General features: G+C 61.6%; 18 protein-coding genes and 1 tRNA gene. 13 read left to right on the top strand and 6 right to left on the bottom strand.

Translation table 11 applies throughout. The features are described from left to right. Positions 1–26 precede the first annotated feature (26 nt). Together Q0T48_RS01015 and hemH are read right to left on the bottom strand one after the other, a co-directional pair. Positions 27–1247 (bottom strand): NAD(P)/FAD-dependent oxidoreductase, encoded by a 1221-nt coding sequence (locus Q0T48_RS01015; RefSeq protein ID WP_295951144.1) that lies wholly within the window; start codon positions 1245–1247, stop codon positions 27–29. Positions 1248–1295: 48 nt separating this feature from the next. Then, positions 1296–2402 carry a ferrochelatase gene (hemH, locus tag Q0T48_RS01010; protein ID WP_295951142.1) on the bottom strand — a complete coding sequence of 369 codons (1107 nt, stop codon included), beginning with the start codon at positions 2400–2402 and terminating at the stop codon, positions 1296–1298. Between the two features lie 20 nt (positions 2403–2422). Between hemH and Q0T48_RS01005 the strand changes: the two genes are divergently transcribed. From Q0T48_RS01005 to Q0T48_RS00985, 5 genes are all read left to right on the top strand, one after another. Continuing rightward, positions 2423–3118 (top strand): HAD-IA family hydrolase, encoded by a 696-nt coding sequence (locus Q0T48_RS01005; RefSeq protein ID WP_295951139.1) that lies wholly within the window; start codon positions 2423–2425, stop codon positions 3116–3118. 227 nt (positions 3119–3345) lie between these two features. Then, on the top strand, positions 3346–3894 hold the full coding sequence (locus Q0T48_RS01000) for a PA2169 family four-helix-bundle protein (protein WP_295951136.1): 549 nt from the start codon (positions 3346–3348) through the stop codon (positions 3892–3894). A 95-nt stretch (positions 3895–3989) separates the two neighbouring features. Next, on the top strand, positions 3990–4589 hold the full coding sequence (locus tag Q0T48_RS00995; RefSeq protein WP_295951134.1) for a TetR/AcrR family transcriptional regulator: 600 nt from the start codon (positions 3990–3992) through the stop codon (positions 4587–4589). A 77-nt stretch (positions 4590–4666) separates the two neighbouring features. Next, positions 4667–5479: an oxidoreductase gene (locus Q0T48_RS00990; protein ID WP_295951131.1), complete on the top strand. Its 813-nt coding sequence runs from the start codon at positions 4667–4669 to the stop codon at positions 5477–5479. Between the two features lie 111 nt (positions 5480–5590). After that, entirely contained in the window at positions 5591–6520 is a 930-nt protein-coding gene (locus Q0T48_RS00985) for an NADP-dependent oxidoreductase (protein WP_295951242.1), read from the top strand. Positions 6521–6563: 43 nt separating this feature from the next. Here Q0T48_RS00985 and hpnE read toward each other — a convergent pair whose 3' ends face one another. From hpnE to hpnC, 3 genes are all read right to left on the bottom strand, one after another. Continuing rightward, positions 6564–7796 carry a hydroxysqualene dehydroxylase HpnE gene (gene hpnE / locus Q0T48_RS00980; protein WP_295951128.1) on the bottom strand — a complete coding sequence of 411 codons (1233 nt, stop codon included), beginning with the start codon at positions 7794–7796 and terminating at the stop codon, positions 6564–6566. Continuing rightward, entirely contained in the window at positions 7793–8632 is an 840-nt protein-coding gene (gene hpnD, locus Q0T48_RS00975) for a presqualene diphosphate synthase HpnD (protein ID WP_295951124.1), read from the bottom strand. Before hpnD ends, hpnE begins: the two co-directional genes overlap by 4 nt. A gap of 162 nt (positions 8633–8794) precedes the next feature. Then, positions 8795–9664: a squalene synthase HpnC gene (gene hpnC, locus Q0T48_RS00970; RefSeq protein ID WP_295951121.1), complete on the bottom strand. Its 870-nt coding sequence runs from the start codon at positions 9662–9664 to the stop codon at positions 8795–8797. A gap of 226 nt (positions 9665–9890) precedes the next feature. On the opposite strand from hpnC, the gene Q0T48_RS00965 reads away from it, so the two are divergent. From Q0T48_RS00965 to Q0T48_RS00930, 8 genes are all read left to right on the top strand, one after another. Continuing rightward, entirely contained in the window at positions 9891–11027 is a 1137-nt protein-coding gene (locus tag Q0T48_RS00965; protein WP_295951239.1) for an efflux RND transporter periplasmic adaptor subunit, read from the top strand. A 7-nt stretch (positions 11028–11034) separates the two neighbouring features. Further along, the gene (locus Q0T48_RS00960) at positions 11035–14244 is read left to right on the top strand and encodes an efflux RND transporter permease subunit (RefSeq protein ID WP_295951119.1); all 3210 of its coding nucleotides are present in this window, start codon (positions 11035–11037) and stop codon (positions 14242–14244) included. Between the two features lie 116 nt (positions 14245–14360). After that, positions 14361–14447: transfer RNA gene (locus tag Q0T48_RS00955), tRNA-Leu, on the top strand. Between the two features lie 28 nt (positions 14448–14475). Continuing rightward, on the top strand, positions 14476–15786 hold the full coding sequence (gene tig, locus Q0T48_RS00950; protein ID WP_295951116.1) for a trigger factor: 1311 nt from the start codon (positions 14476–14478) through the stop codon (positions 15784–15786). A gap of 109 nt (positions 15787–15895) precedes the next feature. Further along, positions 15896–16543: an ATP-dependent Clp endopeptidase proteolytic subunit ClpP gene (gene clpP / locus Q0T48_RS00945; RefSeq protein ID WP_295951115.1), complete on the top strand. Its 648-nt coding sequence runs from the start codon at positions 15896–15898 to the stop codon at positions 16541–16543. Positions 16544–16648: 105 nt separating this feature from the next. After that, on the top strand, positions 16649–17914 hold the full coding sequence (gene clpX / locus Q0T48_RS00940; RefSeq protein ID WP_295951111.1) for an ATP-dependent Clp protease ATP-binding subunit ClpX: 1266 nt from the start codon (positions 16649–16651) through the stop codon (positions 17912–17914). A 97-nt stretch (positions 17915–18011) separates the two neighbouring features. Next, positions 18012–20438: an endopeptidase La gene (gene lon / locus Q0T48_RS00935; protein ID WP_295951109.1), complete on the top strand. Its 2427-nt coding sequence runs from the start codon at positions 18012–18014 to the stop codon at positions 20436–20438. 158 nt (positions 20439–20596) lie between these two features. After that, positions 20597–22060, top strand: a complete 1464-nt coding sequence (locus Q0T48_RS00930) for a DEAD/DEAH box helicase (RefSeq protein ID WP_295951106.1) — start codon at positions 20597–20599, stop codon at positions 22058–22060. A 7-nt stretch (positions 22061–22067) separates the two neighbouring features. Here the strand turns inward: Q0T48_RS00930 and Q0T48_RS00925 are convergent. After that, positions 22068–22877, bottom strand: an 810-nt coding sequence (locus Q0T48_RS00925) for a symmetrical bis(5'-nucleosyl)-tetraphosphatase (RefSeq protein WP_295951104.1), incomplete at its 5' end; no start/stop codon positions are given.

Raw genomic sequence — 22877 nt, 5'->3', positions numbered from 1 at the left:
GCCCGTTTATCTTCACGCATTTATCTTCACCCCACCGCCAACGCCCCCCCACAAGCAAACCCACTCGCCCAAGCCCACTGGAAGTTATACCCCCCCAGCCATCCCGTCACGTCCACCACCTCCCCAATGAAAAACAACCCAGGCTGCTTCGACTCCATCGTCTGGGACGACAAGTCCCGTGTGTCCACACCTCCCGCAGTGACCTCGGCCTTTTTGTAGCCTTCCGACCCGTTGGGGGTCAGCTCCCAGCGGGCGAGCTTTTCGGCCAACTGGGCCAGGGCTTTGTCGGTGGCATCGCCAATGGGTTTTTGCCAGGCGGGATCTTGGCCGGCCCAGGCATCGGCCAGACGGGACGGGACCAACTGCGCCAGTTCGTTGGCGATCAGCTTGCGCGAAGTGGCTTTGGCGCGGGCCAGGGCAGGGGGCAGATCGACCTCGGGGGCCAGGTTGAGGCGTATGGGCGTGCCTTCGCGCCAGTAGCTGGAGATTTGCAGCACGGCCGGGCCGCTCAGGCCCCGGTGGGTGAACAGCAGGTCTTCCAGGAAGGCGGTTTTGGTTTTCTTGGCACCCACCTCGATCTGTACCGGCAGCGCCAGGCCGGACAGGTGGGCGTAGGGGGCCCAGGCTTCGCTGTCGAAGGTCAGCGGCACCAGGGCCGGGCGGGGGGTGACCATGCGCAGGCCGAACTGTTGGGCGATGCGGTAGCCAAAGTCGGTCGCGCCGATCTTGGGGATGGACAGGCCGCCGGTGGCGACCACGATCTGCGGCGTGGTGATTTGGCCATGGCTGCTATCAATGGTGTAGCTACTTGCGCTGATACCGTCTGCGCTAGAGGCCGAAAAAGCTATATTTTTGACGCTGCAGGGCTGCCAGCGGGTGACGTTGCCTGCCGCGCATTCGGCCAGCAGCATGGTGATCAGGTCTTCGGCACTGCGGTCGCAGAAAAGTTGGCCTTTGTGCTTTTCGTGGAACGAGATGCCGTGCCTTGTCATCAGCGTGGTGAAGTCCTTGGGCGTGTAGCGGCTGAGGGCGCTGCGGCAGAAGTGCGGGTTTTCGCTGAGGAAGTTGGCGGGGGTGACGTCCTTGTTGGTGAAGTTGGCGCGGCCACCGCCGGAGATGCGGATTTTCTCGGCCACTTTCTCGCTGTGGTCGATGACCAGCACCTTCAAACCGCGTTGTCCGGCAATCCCGGCACAGAACAAACCGGCAGCGCCTGCGCCGATGACGACGACATCAAAGTTATGCATTAAATCGGCCTCTAGCGCTTGTATTACCTACGTGGGTAGCTATGAAATTCATTGTTTGGCTCCTAATGCTTTGGCGCGGGCCTGGGTATCGGCCAGGGCTTGGGCATCGGGCGCGGCCTGCGTCGGCCAGCCTTGCAGGTGGGTTTGCACGATCTGACTCAAGGCGGTGATCCAGTCGGCCTCACCGTTCAGGCAGGGGATGTAGTGAAATTCTTTGCCGCCCGCGTTCAGGAAAGCGGTTTTGCCTTCCATGGCGATTTCTTCCAGGGTTTCCAGGCAGTCGCTGGTGAAGCCGGGGCAGACCACGTCCACGCGCTTCACGCCCGCCTTGGCTATGGCAATCAGGCTGGGCTCGGTGTAGGGCTCCAGCCATTTGGCGCGGCCCAGGCGCGACTGGAAGGTGAGCTTGTACTGGTCTTTGGTCAGGTCGAGTGCGTTGGCCAGCAGGCGGGCGGTTTTCTGGCATTCGCAGTGGTAGGGGTCGCCCAGCTGCAGGGTGCGCGCGGGCACGCCGTGGAAGCTCATCACCAACTGGTCGGGCCGGCCATGCTGCTGCCAGTGGCTGCGGATGCGGCGGGCCAGGGCGGCGATGTAGCCGGGGTCGTCGTGGTAGCGGTTGACGAAGCGCAGCTCGGGGATGTTGCGGGTCTGGCGCGCCCAGTCGTACACCGCGTCGAACACGCTGGCGGTGCTGGTGGCCGAATACTGCGGGTAGGCGGGCACGATGAGCACGCGGGTCACGCCATTGGCCTTGAACTTGTTGAGCTGATCGGCGATGGACGGGCTGCCGTAGCGCATGGCGTAGTCCACCTGCACCCGGTGGCCGCGCTCGCCCAGCCAGCCTTGGAGCAGGGTGGCCTGCTGGGCCGTGCCGGTGCGCAGCGGCGAGCCCTGCGGAGTCCAGATGCTGGCGTATTTGGCGGCCGACTGCTTGGGGCGGGTGCGCAAAATGATGCCGTGCAGGATCACGTTCCAGATGATTTTGGGGATTTCGATGACGCGGTGGTCGCTGAGGAACTGCGCCAGGTAGCGCCGCACCGCTGTGGGCGTGGCCGCGTCGGGCGTGCCCAGGTTGCAGTACAGCACGCCGGTGCGGGCGGTCTGGGCGTGGTTAAAAGGGGGTTCTGGCTTGAAGGGAGAAGCAAATAAGGGCATGGCGGTATTCTCCCGTACCTATGCTGAACACTTACTCCATCCAAGCCATATCCCTCGACCTGGACGACACCCTGTGGCCTGTCTGGCCCGCCATCGAGCGGGCCGAGGCCACGCTGCTGCAGTGGCTGGGCGACTTTGCCCCGGCCACCGCTGCGCGCTACCCCAGCACGCTGGCGCTGCGGGCGGTGCGCGAGCAGCTGGAGGCCGAGCGGCCCGATCTGCTGCACGACCTGAGCGCGCTGCGCCGCGAATCCATCCGCCTGGCACTCAAGCTGTCGGGCGACAACCCGGCGCTGGCCGAAGACGCTTTTGAGGCCTTTTTTGCCGCCCGCCAGCGCGTGGACTTCTACCCCGATGCCCTGCCTGCGCTGGCCCGGCTGGCGGCGCGCTACCCCCTGGTGGCCCTGAGCAACGGCAACGCCGACGTGCACCGGGTGGGCATCGGCCACCTGTTCCACGCGGCCGTGAGCGCGCGCGAATTTGGTGTGGCCAAGCCCGATCCGCGCATCTTCCACGCCGCCGCCAGTGCTGCCCAGGTGGCCCCGCACCAGGTGCTGCACGTGGGCGACGACCCTTTGATGGACGTGGTGGGCGGTGTGAACGCAGGCATGCAGACCGTGTGGGTGAACCGTGCTGGCCACACCTGGGACCACCCCGTCCAGCCGCATCTGCACGTGGTGGAGCTGGGTGCGCTGTGCCTGGTGCTGGGGATTTAAAAAATTTAGATAAAAAGTGCTTTTAGCGCAATAGGCAATTACACAAGTAGCTATCAAATAGATAGTTTTTGTGCCCAAGCCAGCGGCGTTTTTTCCTACACACAGGACATGGCTTGGCTGACGTACAAGCCACGCTCTCCGCAGGAAGATGGAATCACTTGCCGAGCCGCCGACCAAAAGGCACCAGGCGGATCGGATTCCATTCCCATTCCTGAAGGAGTATTTGTATGTTGAACCAAAACGACCCCACCCTTGGCCTGCTCGGCGGCCTGGCCATTCCCCCGGTGCCCACGGCGGCGGTGGATGCTGAATTGCCAATGCACAACGACGACGTGATCGCTACCTTGAACCTGCTGATCGAAACCTGTTGTGACGGGGAATATGGCTTCAAAGCCTGTATTGAACGCACCAAGGCTTCCAACTTGCAAACCGTATTTGCCGAGCGCATGCGGGATTGCGCCAGCTCTGCCGCCGAACTGGCCAACGAGGTGGTGCGCTTAGGCGGCACGCCCGAGGACAGCGGCACCGTCAGCGGTACGGTGCACCGGGGCTGGGTGGCTGTGCGCGAGATGCTGACCGGCGACGATGGTGACGACTTGGCCGTGCTGGAAGAGTGCGAGCGCGGCGAAGACATCGCCTTGGGCCGTTACCGCAAGGCGCTGCAGGAGGCCTTGCCGCTGGACATCCAGGGCATCGTGGCGCGCCAGATGCGGGGTGTGCAGAAGAACCACGACACGATCAAGTCGCTGCGCGACGACCACAAGCCCCAACGCTGACACCTTTCGGTCAGCGGCATCCCGCACCCTCTTTCCGTGGTGGCGCGGGGTGGCTATGGCCTTCAACACCACAGCGCGGTTTTTTCGGGTCGTGTATGATGTGTATCATGCGGAATGCAAAACCCAGTGTTAGAACATCGGCCAAAAAGGCCTCCCACGAGCGCATCGTGTCTGCCGCAGCGCGGGCGATCCGCCGCAGCGGCTACGGCGGTACCGGCGTGGCCGACATCATGAAGGAGGCGGGCCTGACCCATGGTGCCTTCTATGCCCACTTTGCGTCGCGCGAGGCCATGCTGGCGGAAGCCGCAGGGCGGGCATGCGCAGAGTCCGCTACCGTTGCGGCAGAGGTGGTCGCCAGCGCGCCCCCTGCGCAGGCCTTGGCATCCATGCTGCATGCCTACCTCTCGCGGGAACATCTGGTGCAGGTAGAGCAGGGGTGCCCGCTGGTGGCGCTGGGCTCGGAGACGGCACGCCAGGCCCCCGAAGTCCGCCAAGTGACCACCCGGCACATCAAGGCCATGGTCGATCTGGTCGCCCGCCAGTCGCCAGACTGGGGGCAGCCTGGCGCCCATGAGCACGCCCTCGTGACCGTCGCCACCATGGTGGGCACCTTGCTGCTGGCCCGTGCCGTTGACGAGCCCGCGATGGCAGACAGCCTGTGCGCGGCCGCCTTGAAGCATTTGAGCCCCGCCTGAAGCTGTAGATGCACGCCATTTTTTGCACGTCAAAAAATATGATGATCATCATACCAAGTAATTGAAGGAAAGCCACCATGGATAGGATGAAGAAAATTGCCCTCGTCACCGGGGCCTCCTCGGGCATTGGTGAAGCGACCGCGCAGTGCCTGTCCAGAGCGGGCTACACGGTGTACGGCACCAGCCGACGCGGCGACCAGCCAGGCCAGCGCCCGTTTGAGATGCTGCCCCTGGATGTGACCCAGGATGCGTCGGTCGACGCAGCGGTCCAGCAGTTGCTGCAGCGGGAAGGCCGCATTGATCTACTGGTCAACAACGCCGGTTTCGGGGTGGCTGCAGCCGCGGCAGAAGAGAGCTCGATGGCGCAGGCCCGGGCTATCTTCGACACCAATTTCTTCGGGATGGTGCGGATGGTCCGGGCCGTGGTGCCGCATATGCGCAGCCAAAAGGCGGGGCGCATCATCAACATCGGCTCGGTGCTGGGTTTTTTGCCCATGCCGTACATGGCGCTGTACTCCGCCACCAAGCACGCGGTGGCGGGCTATTCGGAAGCGCTGGACCATGAACTGCGCACGCTGGGCATCCGCGTCTCGGTGGTCGAGCCTGCCTACATTCACACGCCGTTTGATGCCAACCTGGTGCCCCCCGATGCGCCGCTGGACCTGTACCGCGACATCCGCGCGGGCGTGGAGAGGCGGGTCAAGGAGGTGCTGGTGGACGCAGACGGGCTGGAGGTGGTGGCCGACATGGTGCTGAAGGCCGCCATGGCAGCCCACCCCCAGATCCGCTACGCCCCGGGCCTGGCCCGCCGCATGCGCCTGCTGCGCAGGTTTGCGCCCGCCCGCGTGCTGGATGCCGGGGTGCGCAAAGACCTGCGGCTCGCGGCATAAGCGCCTGTGCCTCGTACAACACACACCCAAGGAAACCCCATGAAAGCATTTGTTCTTGAACGGTACGGCAAAAAGGGCGCGTTGCGCCTGGCCGACATGCCATAGCCCGAGCTGCGTGACGACGAGGTGCTGGTCCAGGTGCACGCCGCTGGCGTGAACCTGCTGGACTCCAAGATCCGCGACGGCGAGTTCAAGCTCATCCTGCCCTACCGCCTGCCCCTCATCTTGGGGCATGACGTGGCCGGGGTGGTGGTGCAGGTGGGCCCGCGTGTTCGGCAGTTCAAGCTGGGCGACGAGGTCTATGCGCGGACGGATGATTTTCGGATAGGGTCTTTCGCCGAATTCGTACCGGTCAAGGAGGCATCCTTGGCGCTCAAGCCCCAAAACCTCACCATGGAAGAAGCCGCCTCCATTCCTCTGGTAGCTTTGACAGCCTGGCAGGCTTTGGTCGAAAAGGCCCAACTGCAGAAAGGGCAGAAAGTCTTCATCCAGGCGGGCTCTGGCGGTGTCGGCACGTTGGCCATCCAGTTGGCCAAGCACCTGGGTGCAACCGTCGCCACCACTACGGGCACCAGCAACCTCGCGCTCGTCAAAAGCCTGGGTGCCGATGTCGCCATCGACTACAAGACGCAGGACTTTGAGGATGTCTTGCACGGCTACAACGTGGTGCTGAACAGCCAGGACGGCAAAACGCTGGCCAAATCCTTGCGCGTGCTCCAAAGCGGCGGCCAGCTCATCTCCATCTCCGGGCCGCCGGACCCCGCATTCGGCCAAAAAATTGGAGCGCCCGGGTTCGTGCGCTTGATCCTGCGGCTCTTGAGCGCAGGCATCCGGCGCAAGGCCCAGCGCCGTGAGGTGGACTACGCGTTCCTCTTTATGCGGGCGGATGGAAGCCAACTGGGCGAGATCACCCGCCTGATCGAGGCGGGGGCCATCCACCCGGTGGTGGACCGGGTCTTTGCCTTCGAACACACCAACGAGGCCCTGGCCTACGTTGCAACGGGCCGCGCCAAAGGCAAGGTCGTCATCAAAATGAAGTGAGCGCGAAAATGGCTGCCTGCGCTTATTCCATCAGCGTAACCAGCTACTGAATAGATAGCGTTCCCGCCATGCCGCTGCGCACTGCCCCCTCCAGTGTCGCCGGGTACGGCCCGTCCACATAGTCGCCGCAAGCCGTCAGGCCGGGAGCGATGTGTTGGGAGGGGCGCTGCAGCCCAGGGGTGCAGGCAAAGGTGGCGCGCTTTTCCACCACGGTACGCAGGGCTTGCAGGTCGGGCAGGGCCAACTGGGCGCGGCCTTGGGCGATGACCGGCTCTTCCAGCGTCTGCCGGTCGCCTTGGCTGGCGCTGGCCACAAACGCCAGCAGGCCCGCCGTGCCGCCGAGCTGGCCCCGGTCGAACACAAACTGCGCAGGGCCAGCCTTTAGCGACAACATGGGCTGGGAAAGTCGGGTGTCGCTGGTGGCGTAGACGGTGGCGATGGACTCGAATTGCAGGGCGTGGGCCTGCGCCAGCCAGGCGTCTGCTGGCACGCCGCTACTTTCTACCAGCCGGGTCGCCTCCCACGGTGGGCAGGCGAGCAGCACCTGGTCGAACACGGCACCATCGACTTGCCATTGCGCGCCCTGGGGTTGCAGGCTGAACACCCGGTGGCCCAGCGTGACGGTGGCCCCGCGGGATTCCAGCCAGCGTACGGCGGGGGTCGGAAAGAGGGCGCTCAGATCGACTTTGGGCAGCAGCAGGTTTGAACCGCCGGGGGCGCCGAACAGCGAATCCTGGATGACGCGCAGAAACACCTGGCCACTGGAGCGATTCGCGGGCGTGTTCAGCGCGGCCACGCACAGGGGCTCGATCAGTTCATCCACCACACGCGCTGTGAGTGTGGCGCACAGGTCGGCGACGGATTGTTGGGGGCGACACTGGAATCGTGCCAGCTGCCAACCGACTGCCGTGCGCAGCAGGCTAACCTTGTCGCGCCAGCCCCAACCGCGGGCTTGCAGGATGCCGACGAAGGCATCGAAAGGCGCGGGCAGGCTGGGCAAACGCAGGCCCTGACCATCGGGGAACAGCAGAGTCAGTGGCAGGCGCAGCAGGGCCTGGTCTACATCCACGCCCACCTCGCGCATCAGCCGCAAGGTGTCGGTGTACGCCCCGATCAAGATGTGCTGGCCATTGTCGAGTTCAGTGCCAAAAATGGCTCTAGCTCTACCGCCGACTGCACGAGATGCTTCAAAAACTGTAGCGTGGTGCCCGGCCTGGGTGGCGGTGACGGCTGCGGCCAGCCCGGCCCAGCCTGCGCCGATCACCGCAATCTTCATAGCTTGTTCAGTGCCTGGACTTTCCACGCCAGCCACAGCTTGCGCAGCGGGGTCAGGCTGACGCGTTGGTGCAGCACCTGGAAGTTGTCGGCCTCGATCTCGCGCAGCAGGGTGCGGTAAATGCTGGCCATCATCAGGCCGGGCTTTTGGGCACGGCGGTCGGCAGCGGGCAGCATGGCGAAGGCTTCTTCGTACAGGCCATGGGCGCGCTGGGCCTGGAAGCGCATCAGGGCGGTAAAGCGGTCGGAGTAGGTGCGCTTCAAGACTTCGTGGGCCTTCACGTCGAACTGCTGCAGCTCGTTGACCGGCAGGTAGATGCGGCCCATCAGCGCGTCTTCGCCCACGTCGCGGATGATGTTGGTGAGCTGGAAGGCTAGGCCCAGGGTGTGGGCGTACTGGGTGGTGGCGGGGTCGGTCTGGCCAAAGATGCGGGCCGAGACCTCGCCCACCACGCCTGCCACCAGGTGGCAGTAGCGCTGCAGGCCGGGGAAGTCGAGGTAGCGGGTTTGCTCTAGGTCCATGTGGCAGCCTTCGATGATGGCCTGCAGGTGGCGCTGCTCGATCTGGTAGTCGGCGGCCAGCGGCATCAGGGCTTTCATCACCGGGTGGGTGGGTTTGCCTGCATAGGCGTTGGCGACTTCGCCTTGCCACCAGGCCAGCTTGGTGCGGGCGACACCGGCATCGGCGGTTTCGTCCACCACGTCATCCACCTCGCGGCAGAAGGCATAGAAGGCGGTGATCGCGGCCCGGCGGGGCTTGGGCAGGAACAGAAAGGCGTAGTAGAAGCTGCTGCCAGAAGACGCAGCTTTGTTTTGGACGTATTGCTCGGGGGTCATAGGTTGTGGCTCACCCCCAGGCTTCAGCGCAAGCGCTTTTCGCCAATCCCCTTGCAGGGGGCAACACCAGCAGCCTGGCAAAGCCAGTTCTGCGGTGTTTCTGGACGGCGCTCGTTCTGCCTGCAAGAGGGGTTGGATGGTTGCGTAGTAGTTTGTGCATTGTTACATCCACAGTGCGCGCCACAGCATCACGGCCACGTCGGCTTTACGCACGGTGGGGCGGGTATGCCGGGTGGCGTAGCCCAGGGCTTCAATCTTGTCCAGAATGCGCAGGCCGCCTTGCACGACCAGGCGCAGCTCCCACCCCGCGCGGCCCGGTACGCGGTGCACCAGGGGCGCGCCGCTCAACATCAGGGCACGGGCCCAGGCCACGTTTTCCTGCATCAGACGGGTGAGGGCGGGGCTTTGGGGTTGCTGGGCCAGGGCGGCGGCATCCACACCATAGTGCTGGCTACGGTCTTGAGGCAGGTAGAAGCGCCCACGCGGCAGGTCCAGGCTCAGGTCTTGCCAGAAGTTGATAAGTTGCAGGGCGTTGCAAATGGCATCGCTATATTGCAGCGACTGCGCATCGTCTACTCCATACAAATGCAGCAGCAGGCGGCCTACGGGTGCGGCAGAGCGCTGGCAATAGTCCAGCAGCTCAGCGCGGTCGGCGTAGCCGGTTTCTTCATCTGTTTTGATGATGTCTTGCGTGAAGGCACTGAGCAGGTCGGCCAGCAGCGGCTCGGGCAGCTTCCAGGTGGCCATGGCGGCGTGCAAGGGGCCGAACACCTGGGGCCAGCGGCCGCTGGCGCTGCGGCCCGCCGCGGCGGCGGTCAGGTCGGCGCGGAAGGCGCTCAGGTCGGCCAGCCGCTGCGCAGCAGGTGCCGGGCCTTCGTCGGCAATGTCGTCTGCGGTGCGCGCAAACCAGTAGATGGCGGCGATGGGCGGGCGCAGATGGGCAGGACACAAGACCGATGCCACCGGAAAATTTTCATAGTGGTCCACCGTTTGTGGGGTAGCATTTTGTTTCAAGGTGGGGAGTGCGTTCACGCCGGGATTGTCGCTTGACAAGCTTTACCCGTTCTTCTAGATTACTAACCCGCTAGTCAGTAACAATGGCGGTTACAGTTTTTTGCCGTTTTACGACTTTTGCAGTGCCCATGTGTTGGGTCTATGGTCCGCGACCCGGACACTGCGCCAGTCCCATTTTCTTAGGCTTGCTATGTCATACCAATTTTCGTTGCCGCCCAGCGTGCGTCCCCTGTTCCGTGCCAGCATGTGCTGTATCGGGGTGGTGGCGGTGCTGGCAGCATGTTCCAAGCCTGAGCCTGTGCCTGAGCCTATTCGTGCCGTCAAGGTGTTGACCGTGGCCCCCAGTGGCATGCTGGCTACCCTGGAATTTGCCGGTGAAGTGCGGCCGCAGGCCGAGTCGGCGCTGGGCTTTCGGGTGGCGGGCAAGATCATGCAGCGCCAGGCCGAGCTGGGCCAGCGTGTCAAGGTCGGCCAGGTGCTGGCGCAACTCGACCCTAAAGATTACCAGTTGGCCGCCGATGCGGCCCGCGCGCAACTGGCCTCGGCGGCCACCAACCGCGATCTGGCCAGTGCTGACTACAAGCGCTACAAAGAGCTGAAAGAGCAGAACTTCATCAGCGGTGCCCAGTTGGAGCAACGTGATAGCGCTCTGAAGTCGGCGCAGGCGCAGGTGCAACAGGCGCAGGCCCAGCTCTCGTCGCAGAGCAACCAGGCGGCGTACACGCGGCTGGTGTCGGATGTGGCCGGTGTCGTCACCGCCATTGCTGCCGAGCCCGGCCAGGTGGTGGCGGCCGGCACGCCGGTGGTGCGCGTGGCCCGCGATGGTGCCCGGGACGTGGTGTTTGTGGTGCCGGAAGACCGGGTGGCCGCAGTCACGCTGGGCTCGGCCGTGGAAGTACGGGTGTGGGCCAGCAAGACTTCGCTGGAAGGCAAGGTGCGCGAGGTGGCGGCCAGTGCCGACCCGGTGACGCGCACTTTCCAGGTGAAGGTGGCCATTGATGAAAAAACTGCGCCTGCCCTGGGCACTACGGTGAGTGTGCTGCCGCAGGCGCTGAGCCACGCAGGCACGCCGGTCATCAAGCTGCCGACCAGCGCGCTCAAGCAGGAGGCCAATGGCAAGACGGCCGTGTGGCTGGTAGACCCGGCCACGATGACGGTCAAGTCCCAGCCGGTGGTGGTGGCCACGGCAGACGGCAACGAGACCGTGATTGCCAGCGGCTTGCAACCCGGCATGCAGGTGGTATCCGCTGGGGTGCATGTGCTAGCCGAGGGACAAAAAGTCTCTATTTTTCAGTCAAAACCGACGCCATCGCAGCCCGCACCTGCATCGGTAGCTACTGAAAATGTAGCGCCACCCGTAGCTGCATCTGCTGCACAGTGAGTTTCTGATGACGCAACCCCATACCCCTGACCAGCTCAAGCCAGGCTTTAACCTTTCCAAATGGGCGCTGGAACATCCTGCGCTGACCCGCTACCTGCTGGTGGTGCTGATGGTGATGGGCTTTGCCGCCTATTTCCAGCTCGGCCAGGATGAAGATCCGCCGTTTACCTTCCGTGTCATGGTGGTTAAAACCTTCTGGCCGGGTGCCACTGCCCAGCAAGTGGCCGAGCAGGTCACCGACAAGCTGGAGCGCACCCTGCAAGAGGTGCCGTACGCGGACAAAATCCGCAGCTATTCCAAGCCCGGCGAGTCGCAGATCATTTTTCAGGTCAAGGACTCCATCAAAGGCAGCGAAGTCGCCAACCTCTGGTACGTGGTGCGCAAGAAGATTGGCGACATGGCGTACACCTTGCCGCCGGGCGTGCAAGGGCCGTTTTTCAACGACGATTTTGGTGACGTGTACGGCGTGATCTACGCGCTGGAGTCTGATGGCTTCAGCAATGCCGAGCTAAAGGTGTTTGCCGACGATGTGCGCCAGAAGCTGCTGCACGTGCCCGATGTGGGCAAGGTCGAGCTGTTTGGCGTGCAAGACGAAAAAGTGTATGTCGAGGTATCGCAAAAGCGCCTGGCCCAACTCGGTCTGGACCTGAACCAGGTACTGACCCAGCTGGGCCAGCAAAACGCGGTGGAAAGTGCCGGTACGGTGCAAACCCCGCTGGACGTGGTGCAGGTGCGGGTGGCGGGGCAGTTCCAAACGGTGGAGCAACTTAAAGCCATGCCGATCCGGGGGGCCAGCAGCACGACGGCCGGGGCGGGCCAATTGCGGCTGGGTGACATCGCCGTGATCACCCGGGGCTACATCGATCCGCCGAGTGTGAAGGTGCGCTTCCAGGGCAAGGAAGTGATTGCTTTGGGGGTGTCGATGGCCAAGGGCGGCGACATCATCACCTTGGGCAAGGCCATGGACGCCATGGCGCTGCAGATCGGCAATAGTCTGCCCGCCGGGGTCAAACTGGTGCAGGTGCAAGACCAGCCAAAAACGGTGAGCACCTCGGTGAACGAATTCATCCACGTGTTGATCGAGGCGGTAGCCATCGTGCTGGCGGTCAGCTTTATCAGCCTGGGTTTGCACAAACGGCCGGGCAAGAATCCTTTCTGGCGCAGCTACACGCTGGACATGCGGCCTGGTTTGGTGGTGGGCATCACGATTCCGCTGGTGCTGGGCGTGACCTTCCTGGGCATGTGGTACTGGGGCATTGGTCTGCACAAGATTTCGCTGGGCTCGCTGATCATTGCGCTGGGCCTGTTGGTGGACGACGCCATCATCGCCGTGGAAATGATGGTGCGCAAAATGGAAGAGGGCTACGACAAGGTGCGTGCCGCCACTTTCGCCTACGAGATCACCGCCATGCCCATGCTGACCGGCACGCTGATCACAGCGGCGGGCTTTTTGCCTATCGGCCTGGCCAAGTCCACCACCGGTGAATACACCTTTGCGATTTTTGCCGTGACGGTGCTGGCCTTGTTGCTGAGCTGGATCGTGTCGGTGTACTTTGTGCCCTACCTGGGCGTACTGCTGTTGAAGCCGCCGCCGCATGCCAAGGTGCTGCCTAATGGCACGCCGGGCGATGGGCCAGGAGATGGGCCGGTGCATGGGCATGACACCTTCGATACCCCGTTTTACAAGCGGTTTCGCCGCCTGGTGGGCTGGTGTGTGCTGCACCGCTGGATCACCATTGCCCTGACTTTGCTGATTTTCGCGCTGGGCATTGTGGGCATGGGCAAGGTGCAGCAGCAGTTTTTCCCAGACTCCAGCCGACCGGAAATTCTGGTGGACTTGTGGTTCCCCGAGGGCACTTCTTTTGAGGCCAACGATGCCACCGCCAAGTTGATCGAGGCTCGCTTGCTGAAAGACCCTGGTGTCAGCTCCGTCGTGTCCTGGGTCGGGTCGGGTGTACCCCGGTTCTTCTTGCCGCTGGACCAGGTGTTCCCTCAGACCAATGTGTCGCAGTTGATTGTGATGACCAAGGACCTGAAGGCGCGGGACGTTTTGCGCAACAAACTGCCCGCGCTACTGGCCACCGAGTTCCCTGACGTCCGCGGGCGCGCCAAGCTCTTGTCTACCGGCCCGCCGGTGCCGTATCCGGTGCAGTTCAGGGTGATTGGCACCGACCCCGCCGTCTTGCGTTTGCGTGCTGACGAGGTTAAGGCCTTGATGCGTAAGAGTGCCAATACCCGGGGCGTGAACGACAACTGGAACGAGTCGGTCAAGGTCATGCGCCTGGAGTTGGACCAGACCAAGGCGCGTGCGCTGGGTGTCACCAGCCAATCGATTGCACAGGCTGCCAAAACCATTTTGAGCGGTACCACGGTGGGCCAGTTCCGCGAGAACGACAAGCTCATCGACATCGTTCTGCGCCAGCCGCTAGACGAGCGTAGTGCCATTACCGATATCGGCAATGCGTATCTGCCCACCGCCTCGGGGCAGTCGATTCCACTGCTGCAAATTGCCAAGCCGGTGTTTGACTGGGAACCCGGTGTGATGTGGCGCGAAAACCGCGACTACGCCATCACCGTGCAGGCCGACATCACCGAAGGCTTGCAAGGGGCCACCGTGACGAACGAGTTGCTACCCTCCCTGAAAACCTTGGAAGCCCAGTGGGCCAGCAAAGGCATGAGGGCTTACCGCATTGAAGTGGCTGGCGCGGTGGAGGAGAGCAGCAAGGGCTCCGCATCCATCGCCGCGGGCATCCCCATCATGCTGTTCCTCACCTTCACTTTGCTAATGCTGCAACTGCAGAGCTTCAGTCGGGCCATGCTGGTGTTCTTGACCGGCCCGCTGGGCATTGCCGGGGTGGCCGGAGCCCTGATCCTGCTGGGCCGCCCGTTTGGCTTCGTGGCACTGCTGGGGGTAATTGCGCTGATGGGCATGATCCAGCGCAATTCGGTGATCTTGATCGACCAGATCGAGCACGAACGTGCCCGTGGCGTGCCCACTTGGGATGCGATCGTGGAGTCGGCCGTGGGGCGTCTGCGCCCGATTGTGTTGACCGCGGCTGCTGCCGTGTTGGCCATGATTCCGTTGTCGCGCTCGGTGTTCTGGGGGCCGATGGCCGTGGCCATCATGGGCGGCCTGATCGTGGCTACGGTACTGACTCTGCTGGCTTTGCCCGCCATGTACGCGGCCTGGTTCCGGGTTCGGCGCGACTCTCGCTGAGCCCCTGGTTAGCCCGTACGGAATCTGGTCCGCGAGCACGCTAAAATAGCGGGCTGACTGATTTCACACAAACGGTCTTGGCATAGCACCCAAGACCGTTTGTTAGTTCTGAATCTGCGCGGGTGGCGAAATTGGTAGACGCACCAGGTTTAGGTCCTGACGTCCGCAAGGATGTGGGGGTTCGAGTCCCCCCCCGCGCACCACACTTTTTTATACGAGACCGAGACCAAGATGGCAGTTACTGTTGAAACCCTTGAAAAGCTGGAACGCAAAATCACGCTGTCCCTGCCTGTGGATGTGATCCAGAACGAAGTGGCTACCCGTCTCAAGAAGATGGCCCGCACCGTCAAAATGGACGGCTTCCGTCCAGGCAAAGTGCCCATGAACGTGGTTGCCCAGCGCTACGGTTATTCGGTCCACTACGAAGTGATGAACGACAAGGTAGGCGAGGCTTTTGCCGTGGCCGCCAACGAAGCCAAGCTGCGTGTCGCAGGCCAGCCCCGCATCAGCGAAAACGAAACCTCGCCCGAAGGCCAAATGGCTTTTGACGCGATCTTTGAAGTCTTTCCCGATGTCAAGATTGGTGACCTGAGCACCGCCGAAGTCGAAAAGATTACTACCGCAGTGGACGATGGCGCGATCGACAAAACCGTCGAAATCCTGCGCAAGCAGCGCCGTACCTTTGCCCAGCGCGCACTCGAAGCTGCTGCTGAAGACGGTGACCGCGTGACGGTGGACTTCGAAGGCAAGATCGACGGCGAAACCTTCGAAGGCGGCAAAGCCGAAGCTTTCCAGTTCCTGGTTGGCGAAGGTCAGATGCTGAAAGAATTTGAAGATGCTGTGCGCGGCATGAAGTCCGGCGAAAGCCGCACCTTCCCGCTGGCATTCCCGGCCGATTACCACGGCAAAGACGTGGCTGGCAAGCAAGCTGACTTCATGGTCACCGTGAAGAAGATCGAAGCTGCGCACCTGCCCGCCGTGGACGAAACCTTGGCCAAGTCGCTCGGTATTGCAGATGCTACGGTCGAAGGCCTGCGCGCCGATATCCGCAAGAATCTGGAACGCGAGGTCAAGTTCCGCGTGCTGGCTCGCAACAAGCAAGCCGCCATGGACGCGTTGGTGTCCAAGTCGGAACTCGATCTGCCCAATTCCAGCGTGCAAACCGAGTTGAACCGCTTGGTCGAAGGTGCGCGTGCTGATTTGAAGCAGCGCGGCATCAAGGATGCGGACAAGGCCCCGATCCCTGACGACATCTTCCGCCCACAGGCCGAGCGCCGTGTGCGATTGGGTCTGGTCGTGGCCGAGCTGGTGCGTAGCAATGCGCTGCAAGCCACCACGGAGCAAATCAAGGCCCACATCGAAGAGCTGGCTGCCAGCTACGAAAAGCCTACCGATGTGGTCCGCTGGTACTACAGCGACAACCAGCGCCTGGCAGAAGTTGAAGCCATCGTGATCGAAAGCAATGTCACCGAATTCGTCCTGGGCAAAGCCCAAGTGGTGGAAAAGGCGGTTGTGTTTGACGAGCTGATGGGTCAGAACTGAAGATTTTGAATTTTTAAAACAATGGGGTTGGTGTGTGGATTGAACTCCTGCGCACCAGCCCCATTTGTTTTGTCTAAAGTAACATCTATTCAACCTTCGGAGTCACCTCATGTACAAAAACCAAGCTGACAGCATCCCGTTCGGCGCTTACGATTCATTGCAAACCGAGGCTCTAGGGCTGGTGCCCATGGTGATTGAGCAGTCCGGTCGTGGCGAGCGTTCTTATGACATTTACTCGCGTTTGCTCAAGGAGCGCGTGATTTTTCTCGTCGGCCCGGTGGAAGACTACATGGCCAACCTGGTGGTGGCACAGTTGCTTTTCCTGGAAAGCGAAAACCCGGACAAAGACATTTCGCTCTACATCAATTCGCCAGGCGGTTCGGTCAGTGCAGGTTTGGCTATTTTCGACACCATGAACTTCATCAAACCCGATGTGTCCACGCTGTGCACTGGCATGTCGGCCAGCATGGGTTCTTTCTTGTTGGCTGCGGGTGCCAAAGGCAAGCGCTTTGCACTGCCGAATTCCAGCATCATGATCCACCAGCCCTCGGGTGGTGCGCGCGGTATGGCGAGCGATATTGAAATTTCGGCCCGAGAAATTCTTAAGACCCGCGAGCAGCTCAACAAGATCTATGCTGAGCGCACAGGCCAGCCCGTGGAAAAAATTGCGCGCGACATGGAGCGCGACTATTGGCTGTCAGCCAACGAAGCAAAAGAGTATGGCTTGGTAGACCAAGTCATCGCTAAACGTACTTAAGCCTAAAAATAGGCGGCTAACAAGCCCATAACGGCGTTTTCTGCAACAGAAAGCGCCGTTTTTATTTGGTTATCATTCAGTAACGACTGAAAAGGCATTCCTCCCATGGCCGAGAAAAAAGGCTCCTCCAGCGAAAAAACCCTGTACTGCTCCTTCTGCGGCAAAAGCCAGCACGAAGTAAAAAAGCTGATTGCAGGGCCCTCGGTGTTTATTTGCGACGAATGCATCGACCTGTGCAACGACATCATCCGTGATGAGTTGCCCGCAGGTACCGAAGCCCGCGATGCCGGTGCCGCACTGCCCACACCGGTAGATATCAAGAACAACCTGGACAATTACGTCATTGGCCAGGAAGTGGCCAAACGTACGTTGGCGGTTGCGGTGTACAACCACTACAAGCGTCTGCGGCACAAAGAAACCGCAAAAAAGGACGAGATCGAGCTCACCAAGAGCAACATTCTCTTGATCGGTCCGACCGGCTCCGGCAAAACCCTGCTGGCACAAACCCTGGCCCGCATGCTGGATGTGCCGTTTGTGATGGCCGATGCCACCACCCTGACTGAAGCCGGTTACGTGGGTGAGGACGTGGAAAACATCGTTGCCAAGCTGCTGCAAAGCTGCAATTACGAAGTTGAGCGGGCCCAGCGCGGCATTGTCTATATCGACGAAATCGACAAGATCTCGCGCAAGTCCGACAACCCCTCCATCACCCGCGACGTGTCGGGCGAGGGCGTGCAACAGGCTTTACTTAAGCTGATCGAAGGCACTATGGCCAGCGTGCCGCCCCAGGGCGGGCGCAAGCACCCCAACCAGGACTTCTTGCAGGTCGATACGACCAATATTTTGTTTATTCTGGGCGGCGCGTTCTCTGGGCTGGAAAAAGTCATCGGCAACCGCACCGAATCGTCGGGCATTGGGTTCGGTGCTTCGGTCAAAAGCAAAGCGCAACGCAGTCTGACCGAGGTGTTCCGCGATGTCGAACCCGAAGATCTGATCAAGTTTGGCCTGATCCCTGAGCTGGTGGGCCGTATGCCGGTGGTCGCGACCCTGGCCGAGCTCAGCGAAGATGCGTTGGTGCAGATTCTGACCGAGCCTAAAAACGCGCTGGTCAAGCAGTACAGCAAGCTGTTGGCTATGGAGGGCGTAGACTTGGAAATCCGTCCTTCGGCCCTCAAAGCCATCGCCAAAAAGGCTTTGGCCCGCAAGACTGGCGCACGGGGTTTGCGTTCGATTCTGGAGTTGTCCTTGATCGACACCATGTTCGATCTGCCCACCAACCACAATGTGGATAAAGTGGTGGTGGACGAGTCGACGATTGACGAAAACAAGCCACCGCTGTTGGTGTATCGCGAAGCCGCTAAAAAGGCCTGATAGGAGTCAACCGACCCCCCGCTGCAAAATAGGGAGCGGGGCCGGTTGAAAATTACCGCTCGAAGTCCATATTCAACAGGTTACTCAAAGGATCTTCATGTCCGGACACACTCCACTACCTGCCGAACCCCTCGACCTGCCCCTGCTGCCTCTGCGCGACGTGGTGGTCTTCCCCCATATGGTGATCCCCTTGTTCGTGGGGCGCCCCAAGAGCATCAAGGCACTGGAAGCCGCGATGGAGTCCGATCGCCGCATCATGCTGGTGGCCCAGAAGGCCGCCGCCAAGGACGAGCCCTCGGTGTCTGACATGTTCGATGTCGGTTGTATCTCCACCATTTTGCAGATGCTGAAGCTGCCGGACGGCACGGTCAAGGTGCTGGTCGAAGGCCAGCAACGGGCTCGCGTCAACCACATCGACGACGGCGAATCGCATTTCACGGCTAACGCCACGCCGGTGGTTGCCGCGGCGCCGGTGCAAAAAACCACGGAAATCGAGGCCCTGCGCCGTGCCGTGATGCAGCAGTTTGACCAGTACGTCAAACTCAACAAGAAGATTCCGCCCGAGATCCTGACCTCGATCTCCAGCATCGACGACCCTGGCCGCCTGGCCGACACCATTGCCGCCCACCTGCCGCTCAAGCTCGACAGCAAGCAGGTGGTGCTGGATCTGTCGGATGTGCGCGAACGCCTGGAAAACCTCTACGGCCAGCTCGAACGCGAAGTGGACATTCTGAATGTTGACAAAAAAATCCGTGGCCGCGTCAAGCGCCAGATGGAAAAAAATCAGCGCGACTTCTACCTGAACGAGCAGGTCAAAGCCATCCAGAAGGAATTGGGCGAGGGCGAAGAGGGCGCGGACATCGACGAGATTGAGAAAAAGATCAAGCTCGCCAAGATGTCCAAAGAGGCCCTGAAAAAGGCCGAGAGCGAACTCAAAAAGCTCAAGCTGATGTCGCCTATGTCGGCCGAAGCCACCGTGGTGCGCAACTACATCGACGTGCTCACCGGTTTGCCGTGGAGCAAAAAGACCAAGATTAAACACGACCTGCGCAATGCCGAAGGCGTGCTCAACGAAGACCATTTCGGGCTTGATAAGGTCAAAGACCGCATCCTGGAATATCTGGCGGTGCAGCAACGCGTGGACAAGGTCAAGGCCCCCATCCTGTGTCTGGTTGGCCCTCCGGGCGTGGGTAAAACCTCGCTGGGCCAGTCGATCGCCAAGGCCACCGGGCGCAAATACGTGCGCATGGCGCTGGGCGGTATGCGCGACGAGGCCGAGATCCGCGGCCATCGCCGTACTTACATCGGCGCGCTTCCGGGCAAAGTGCTGCAAAGCCTGAGCAAGATCGGCACGCGCAATCCGCTGTTTTTGTTGGACGAAATCGACAAACTCGGCACGGATTTCCGCGGCGACCCGTCGAGCGCTCTGCTGGAGGTGCTGGACCCTGAGCAAAACCATACCTTTGGCGATCACTACGTGGAAGTGGATTTCGATCTGAGCGACGTGATGTTTGTCGCCACCTCGAACTCCATGAACATTCCTTCGGCCCTGCTGGACCGTATGGAAGTGATACGCCTGTCGGGCTACACCGAAGACGAAAAGACTAACATTGCCGTCAAATACCTGCTGCCTAAGCAGTTGAAGAACAACGGCCTAGACGAGTCCGAGTTGCTGGTGAGCTTTGAGGCGGTGCGCGACATCGTGCGCTACTACACCCGTGAAGCGGGGGTGCGCTCGCTGGAACGCGAACTTTCCAAGATCTGCCGTAAGGTGGTCAAGGGCTTGCTGCTGAAAGAAATGGTGCCACAGGTCAAGGTTACGGCCGACAACCTGAACGACTATCTGGGCGTGCAAAAGTACAGCTATGGCCGTGCCGAGCAGCAAAACCAGGTCGGCCAGGTGGTGGGCTTGGCCTGGACCGAGGTCGGCGGCGATTTGCTTACTATCGAAGCGGCCATCATGCCCGGCAAGGGCGTGATCACCCGTACCGGTTCGCTGGGCGACGTGATGAAAGAGTCGGTGGAAGCAGCCCGCACCGTGGTACGCAGCCGTTCCAAGCGTCTGGGCATCAAGGACGAAGTGTTCGAGAAAAAAGACATCCACATTCACGTGCCAGATGGTGCAACGCCCAAAGATGGCCCGAGTGCGGGTGCGGCCATGACCACGGCCTTTGTATCGGCTCTGACCGGTATTCCAGTGCGCGGCGACGTGGCCATGACGGGTGAAATCACCTTGCGCGGCGAAGTCACAGCCATCGGCGGCCTGAAAGAAAAGCTGCTGGCCGCCTTGCGCGGCGGTATCAAGACGGTGCTGATCCCAGAAGAAAACGCCAAGGACCTGCAGGACATTCCCGAGAATGTCAAAAACGGCCTGGAAATCATCCCGGTGAAATGGATCGACCAGGTACTGGAAGTAGCCTTAGAGCGCATGCCCCAGCCGCTGCCTGACGAAGAGCCGGTGGCAGTGGCTCCTGCGGCGCTGGAAGCGGTGGTTGTTGCGCCTGCGGTCCCGGTTAAGCACTAGCGAATAGCGTACTGAAACAAAAGGCCGATGGGGCATTTGCTCCATCGGCCTTTTGTTGTTTAAGACCCGGTTTTGCGATTTCAGAGATAATCGGGGTTTACCCATGTCATGTGGGTGCAATTTGCTATTGTTTGAATAGCCCCTACCCTCTGGATTTGATGAGCGATACCCCCCTGGATTCTTTCTCGCAGCTGCAGCTTGCAGAACCCCTGTCACGTGCTGTGGCCGACATGGGCTACACCGCCATGACACCCATCCAGGCGCAAGCCATTCCGGTGGTGTTGCAAGGCCGTGACGTGATGGGTGCCGCCCAGACCGGCACTGGCAAGACAGCGGCTTTCTCGCTGCCCTTGCTGCAACGCATGCTCAAGCATGAAAATGCCTCCACCTCGCCCGCCCGCCATCCGGTGCGCGCCTTGGTGCTGTTGCCCACGCGTGAGTTGGCCGACCAAGTGGCCCAGGCCGTCAAGTCGTATGCCAAGCACACTAACCTGCGCAGTGCCGTGGTGTTTGGCGGCATGGACATGAAGCCGCAAACGCTGGAGCTGAAAAAAGGCGTTGAGATCCTGGTCGCTACGCCAGGCCGTCTGCTGGACCACATCGAAGCCAAAAACGCGGTGCTGAACCAAGTCGAATACGTGGTGCTGGACGAAGCCGACCGCATGCTCGACATTGGCTTCTTACCCGACCTGCAGCGCATCCTGAGCTATCTGCCCAAGCAGCGCACCACCTTGCTGTTTTCGGCCACGTTCTCGCCCGAAATCAAGCGCTTGGCGAGCAGCTACCTGCAAGACCCGGTCACCATCGAAGTGGCCCGCTCCAATGCCACCGCTTCCACGGTGGAGCAGCATTTCTACAGTGTCAATGCTGACGACAAGCGCCGTGCCCTGCACCAGGTGCTCAAGTCGCGCGGTATGAAGCAGGCCTTTGTGTTTGTGAACAGCAAACTGGGCTGTGCTCGCTTGGCCCGTTCGCTGGAAAAAGAAGGCTTGAAAACCACCGCTTTGCATGGCGATAAAAGCCAGGATGAGCGGTTGAAGGCTCTGGACTCCTTCAAAAAAGGTGAAGTCGATCTGCTGGTATGCACCGATGTGGCCGCCCGCGGTCTGGACATCAAGGACGTGCCCGCGGTGTTCAACTTCGACGTGCCATTCAATGCCGAAGACTATGTGCACCGCATTGGCCGCACCGGCCGTGCTGGCGCATCCGGTCTGGCGGTGAGCTTTGTGGCGGGCAGCGATGTGCGTCTAGTGGCCGACATCGAGAAGCTGATCAAGACCAAGATCGAGCTCGAACCCATGGAATTCGAAGAAGACACCCCCAAGATCCGCGAACAAGGCCGTATCAACGACGGCCGCCGCGCTTGGGGTGGTGACGATCCGCGCGATGTGATCGACACGCCGCGCCCGGCTCCGCGTCCCCAGCGCCATAGCGCACCGCGCGACCCCTTCTTTGACAAGCCCTACGAGGCCCCTGCGGTCACCGAAGCGCCTAACTGGGAAGCTGCGGCTAAACACGCCACGGTGCGCGGCATCTCGGCCAACATCAAACCCAAGCGCAAGGTCGCGGCCTTGTTCAAGGCCGTCGAAGCCAAGGCCATCGAAGCGTCAGTCGCCGCCTAACTTCTGGTCAGCTCCCAGGGCGCTGCGCCTGCTCGCAGTGCACCTGGATGAGCTCGTTGGTGGCCGGGTTGGCCCCAAGCTTCAGCGCACTCAACGCACCGCCCCACACACAGCCAGTGTCCAGCGACAGCACGTCGCTGCGGCCCAACCAGCCCAGCGTGGACCAATGGCCAAAGGCCACGGTCATGTGGGCGGTTTGTCGGCCCGGCACATCGAACCACGGCAGGTAGCCCTCGGGGCGGGTGCCCGCGCCTTCCTTGCTGTCGAATTCCATCACCCCGTCTGCCGTGCAAAAGCGCAGCCGGGTGAGTGCGTTCACGATCACCCGCAGCCGGTCGGCTCCCTGCAAGGTCTCGCTCCACTGTGCCGGGGTATTGCCGTACATCTGGCCCAAAAACGCCGCCAGGTTGGGGCCGCGCAGCACGGCCTCCACTTCGCCTGCCAGCGCCATGGTCTGGGCCGCGCTCCAGCCGGGCAGCACACCGGCATGCACCATCAGGATGTCCTGGCCCTCCAGCGTCTCGCGCATGGCCATGCGCTGGTGGCGTAGCCAGTCGAGCAGTACGGCGCTGTCTGGGGCTTGCAGGATGCCTTGCAGCGTGTCCAGACGGTGCGTGGGGCGTATGCCGTGGGCGGCGGCCAGCAAATGCAGGTCGTGGTTGCCCAGCAGGCAGCGGGCGGCATTGCCATAGCCCATCAGGCGGCGCAGTACCTCCAGCGAGGACGGCCCCCGGTTGACCAGATCGCCCAGTAAATAAATCGTGTCGCGGCTGGGCGAGAAGTCCAGTCGATCCAAAAGCCGTTGCAGCGGGCTGTC

Origin of the sequence: Rhodoferax sp. (assembly GCF_025354435.1) — a bacterium.
GTDB lineage: Bacteria > Pseudomonadota > Gammaproteobacteria > Burkholderiales > Burkholderiaceae_C > Rhodoferax_B.
This window is presented reverse-complemented; position numbering and strand designations above follow the sequence as displayed.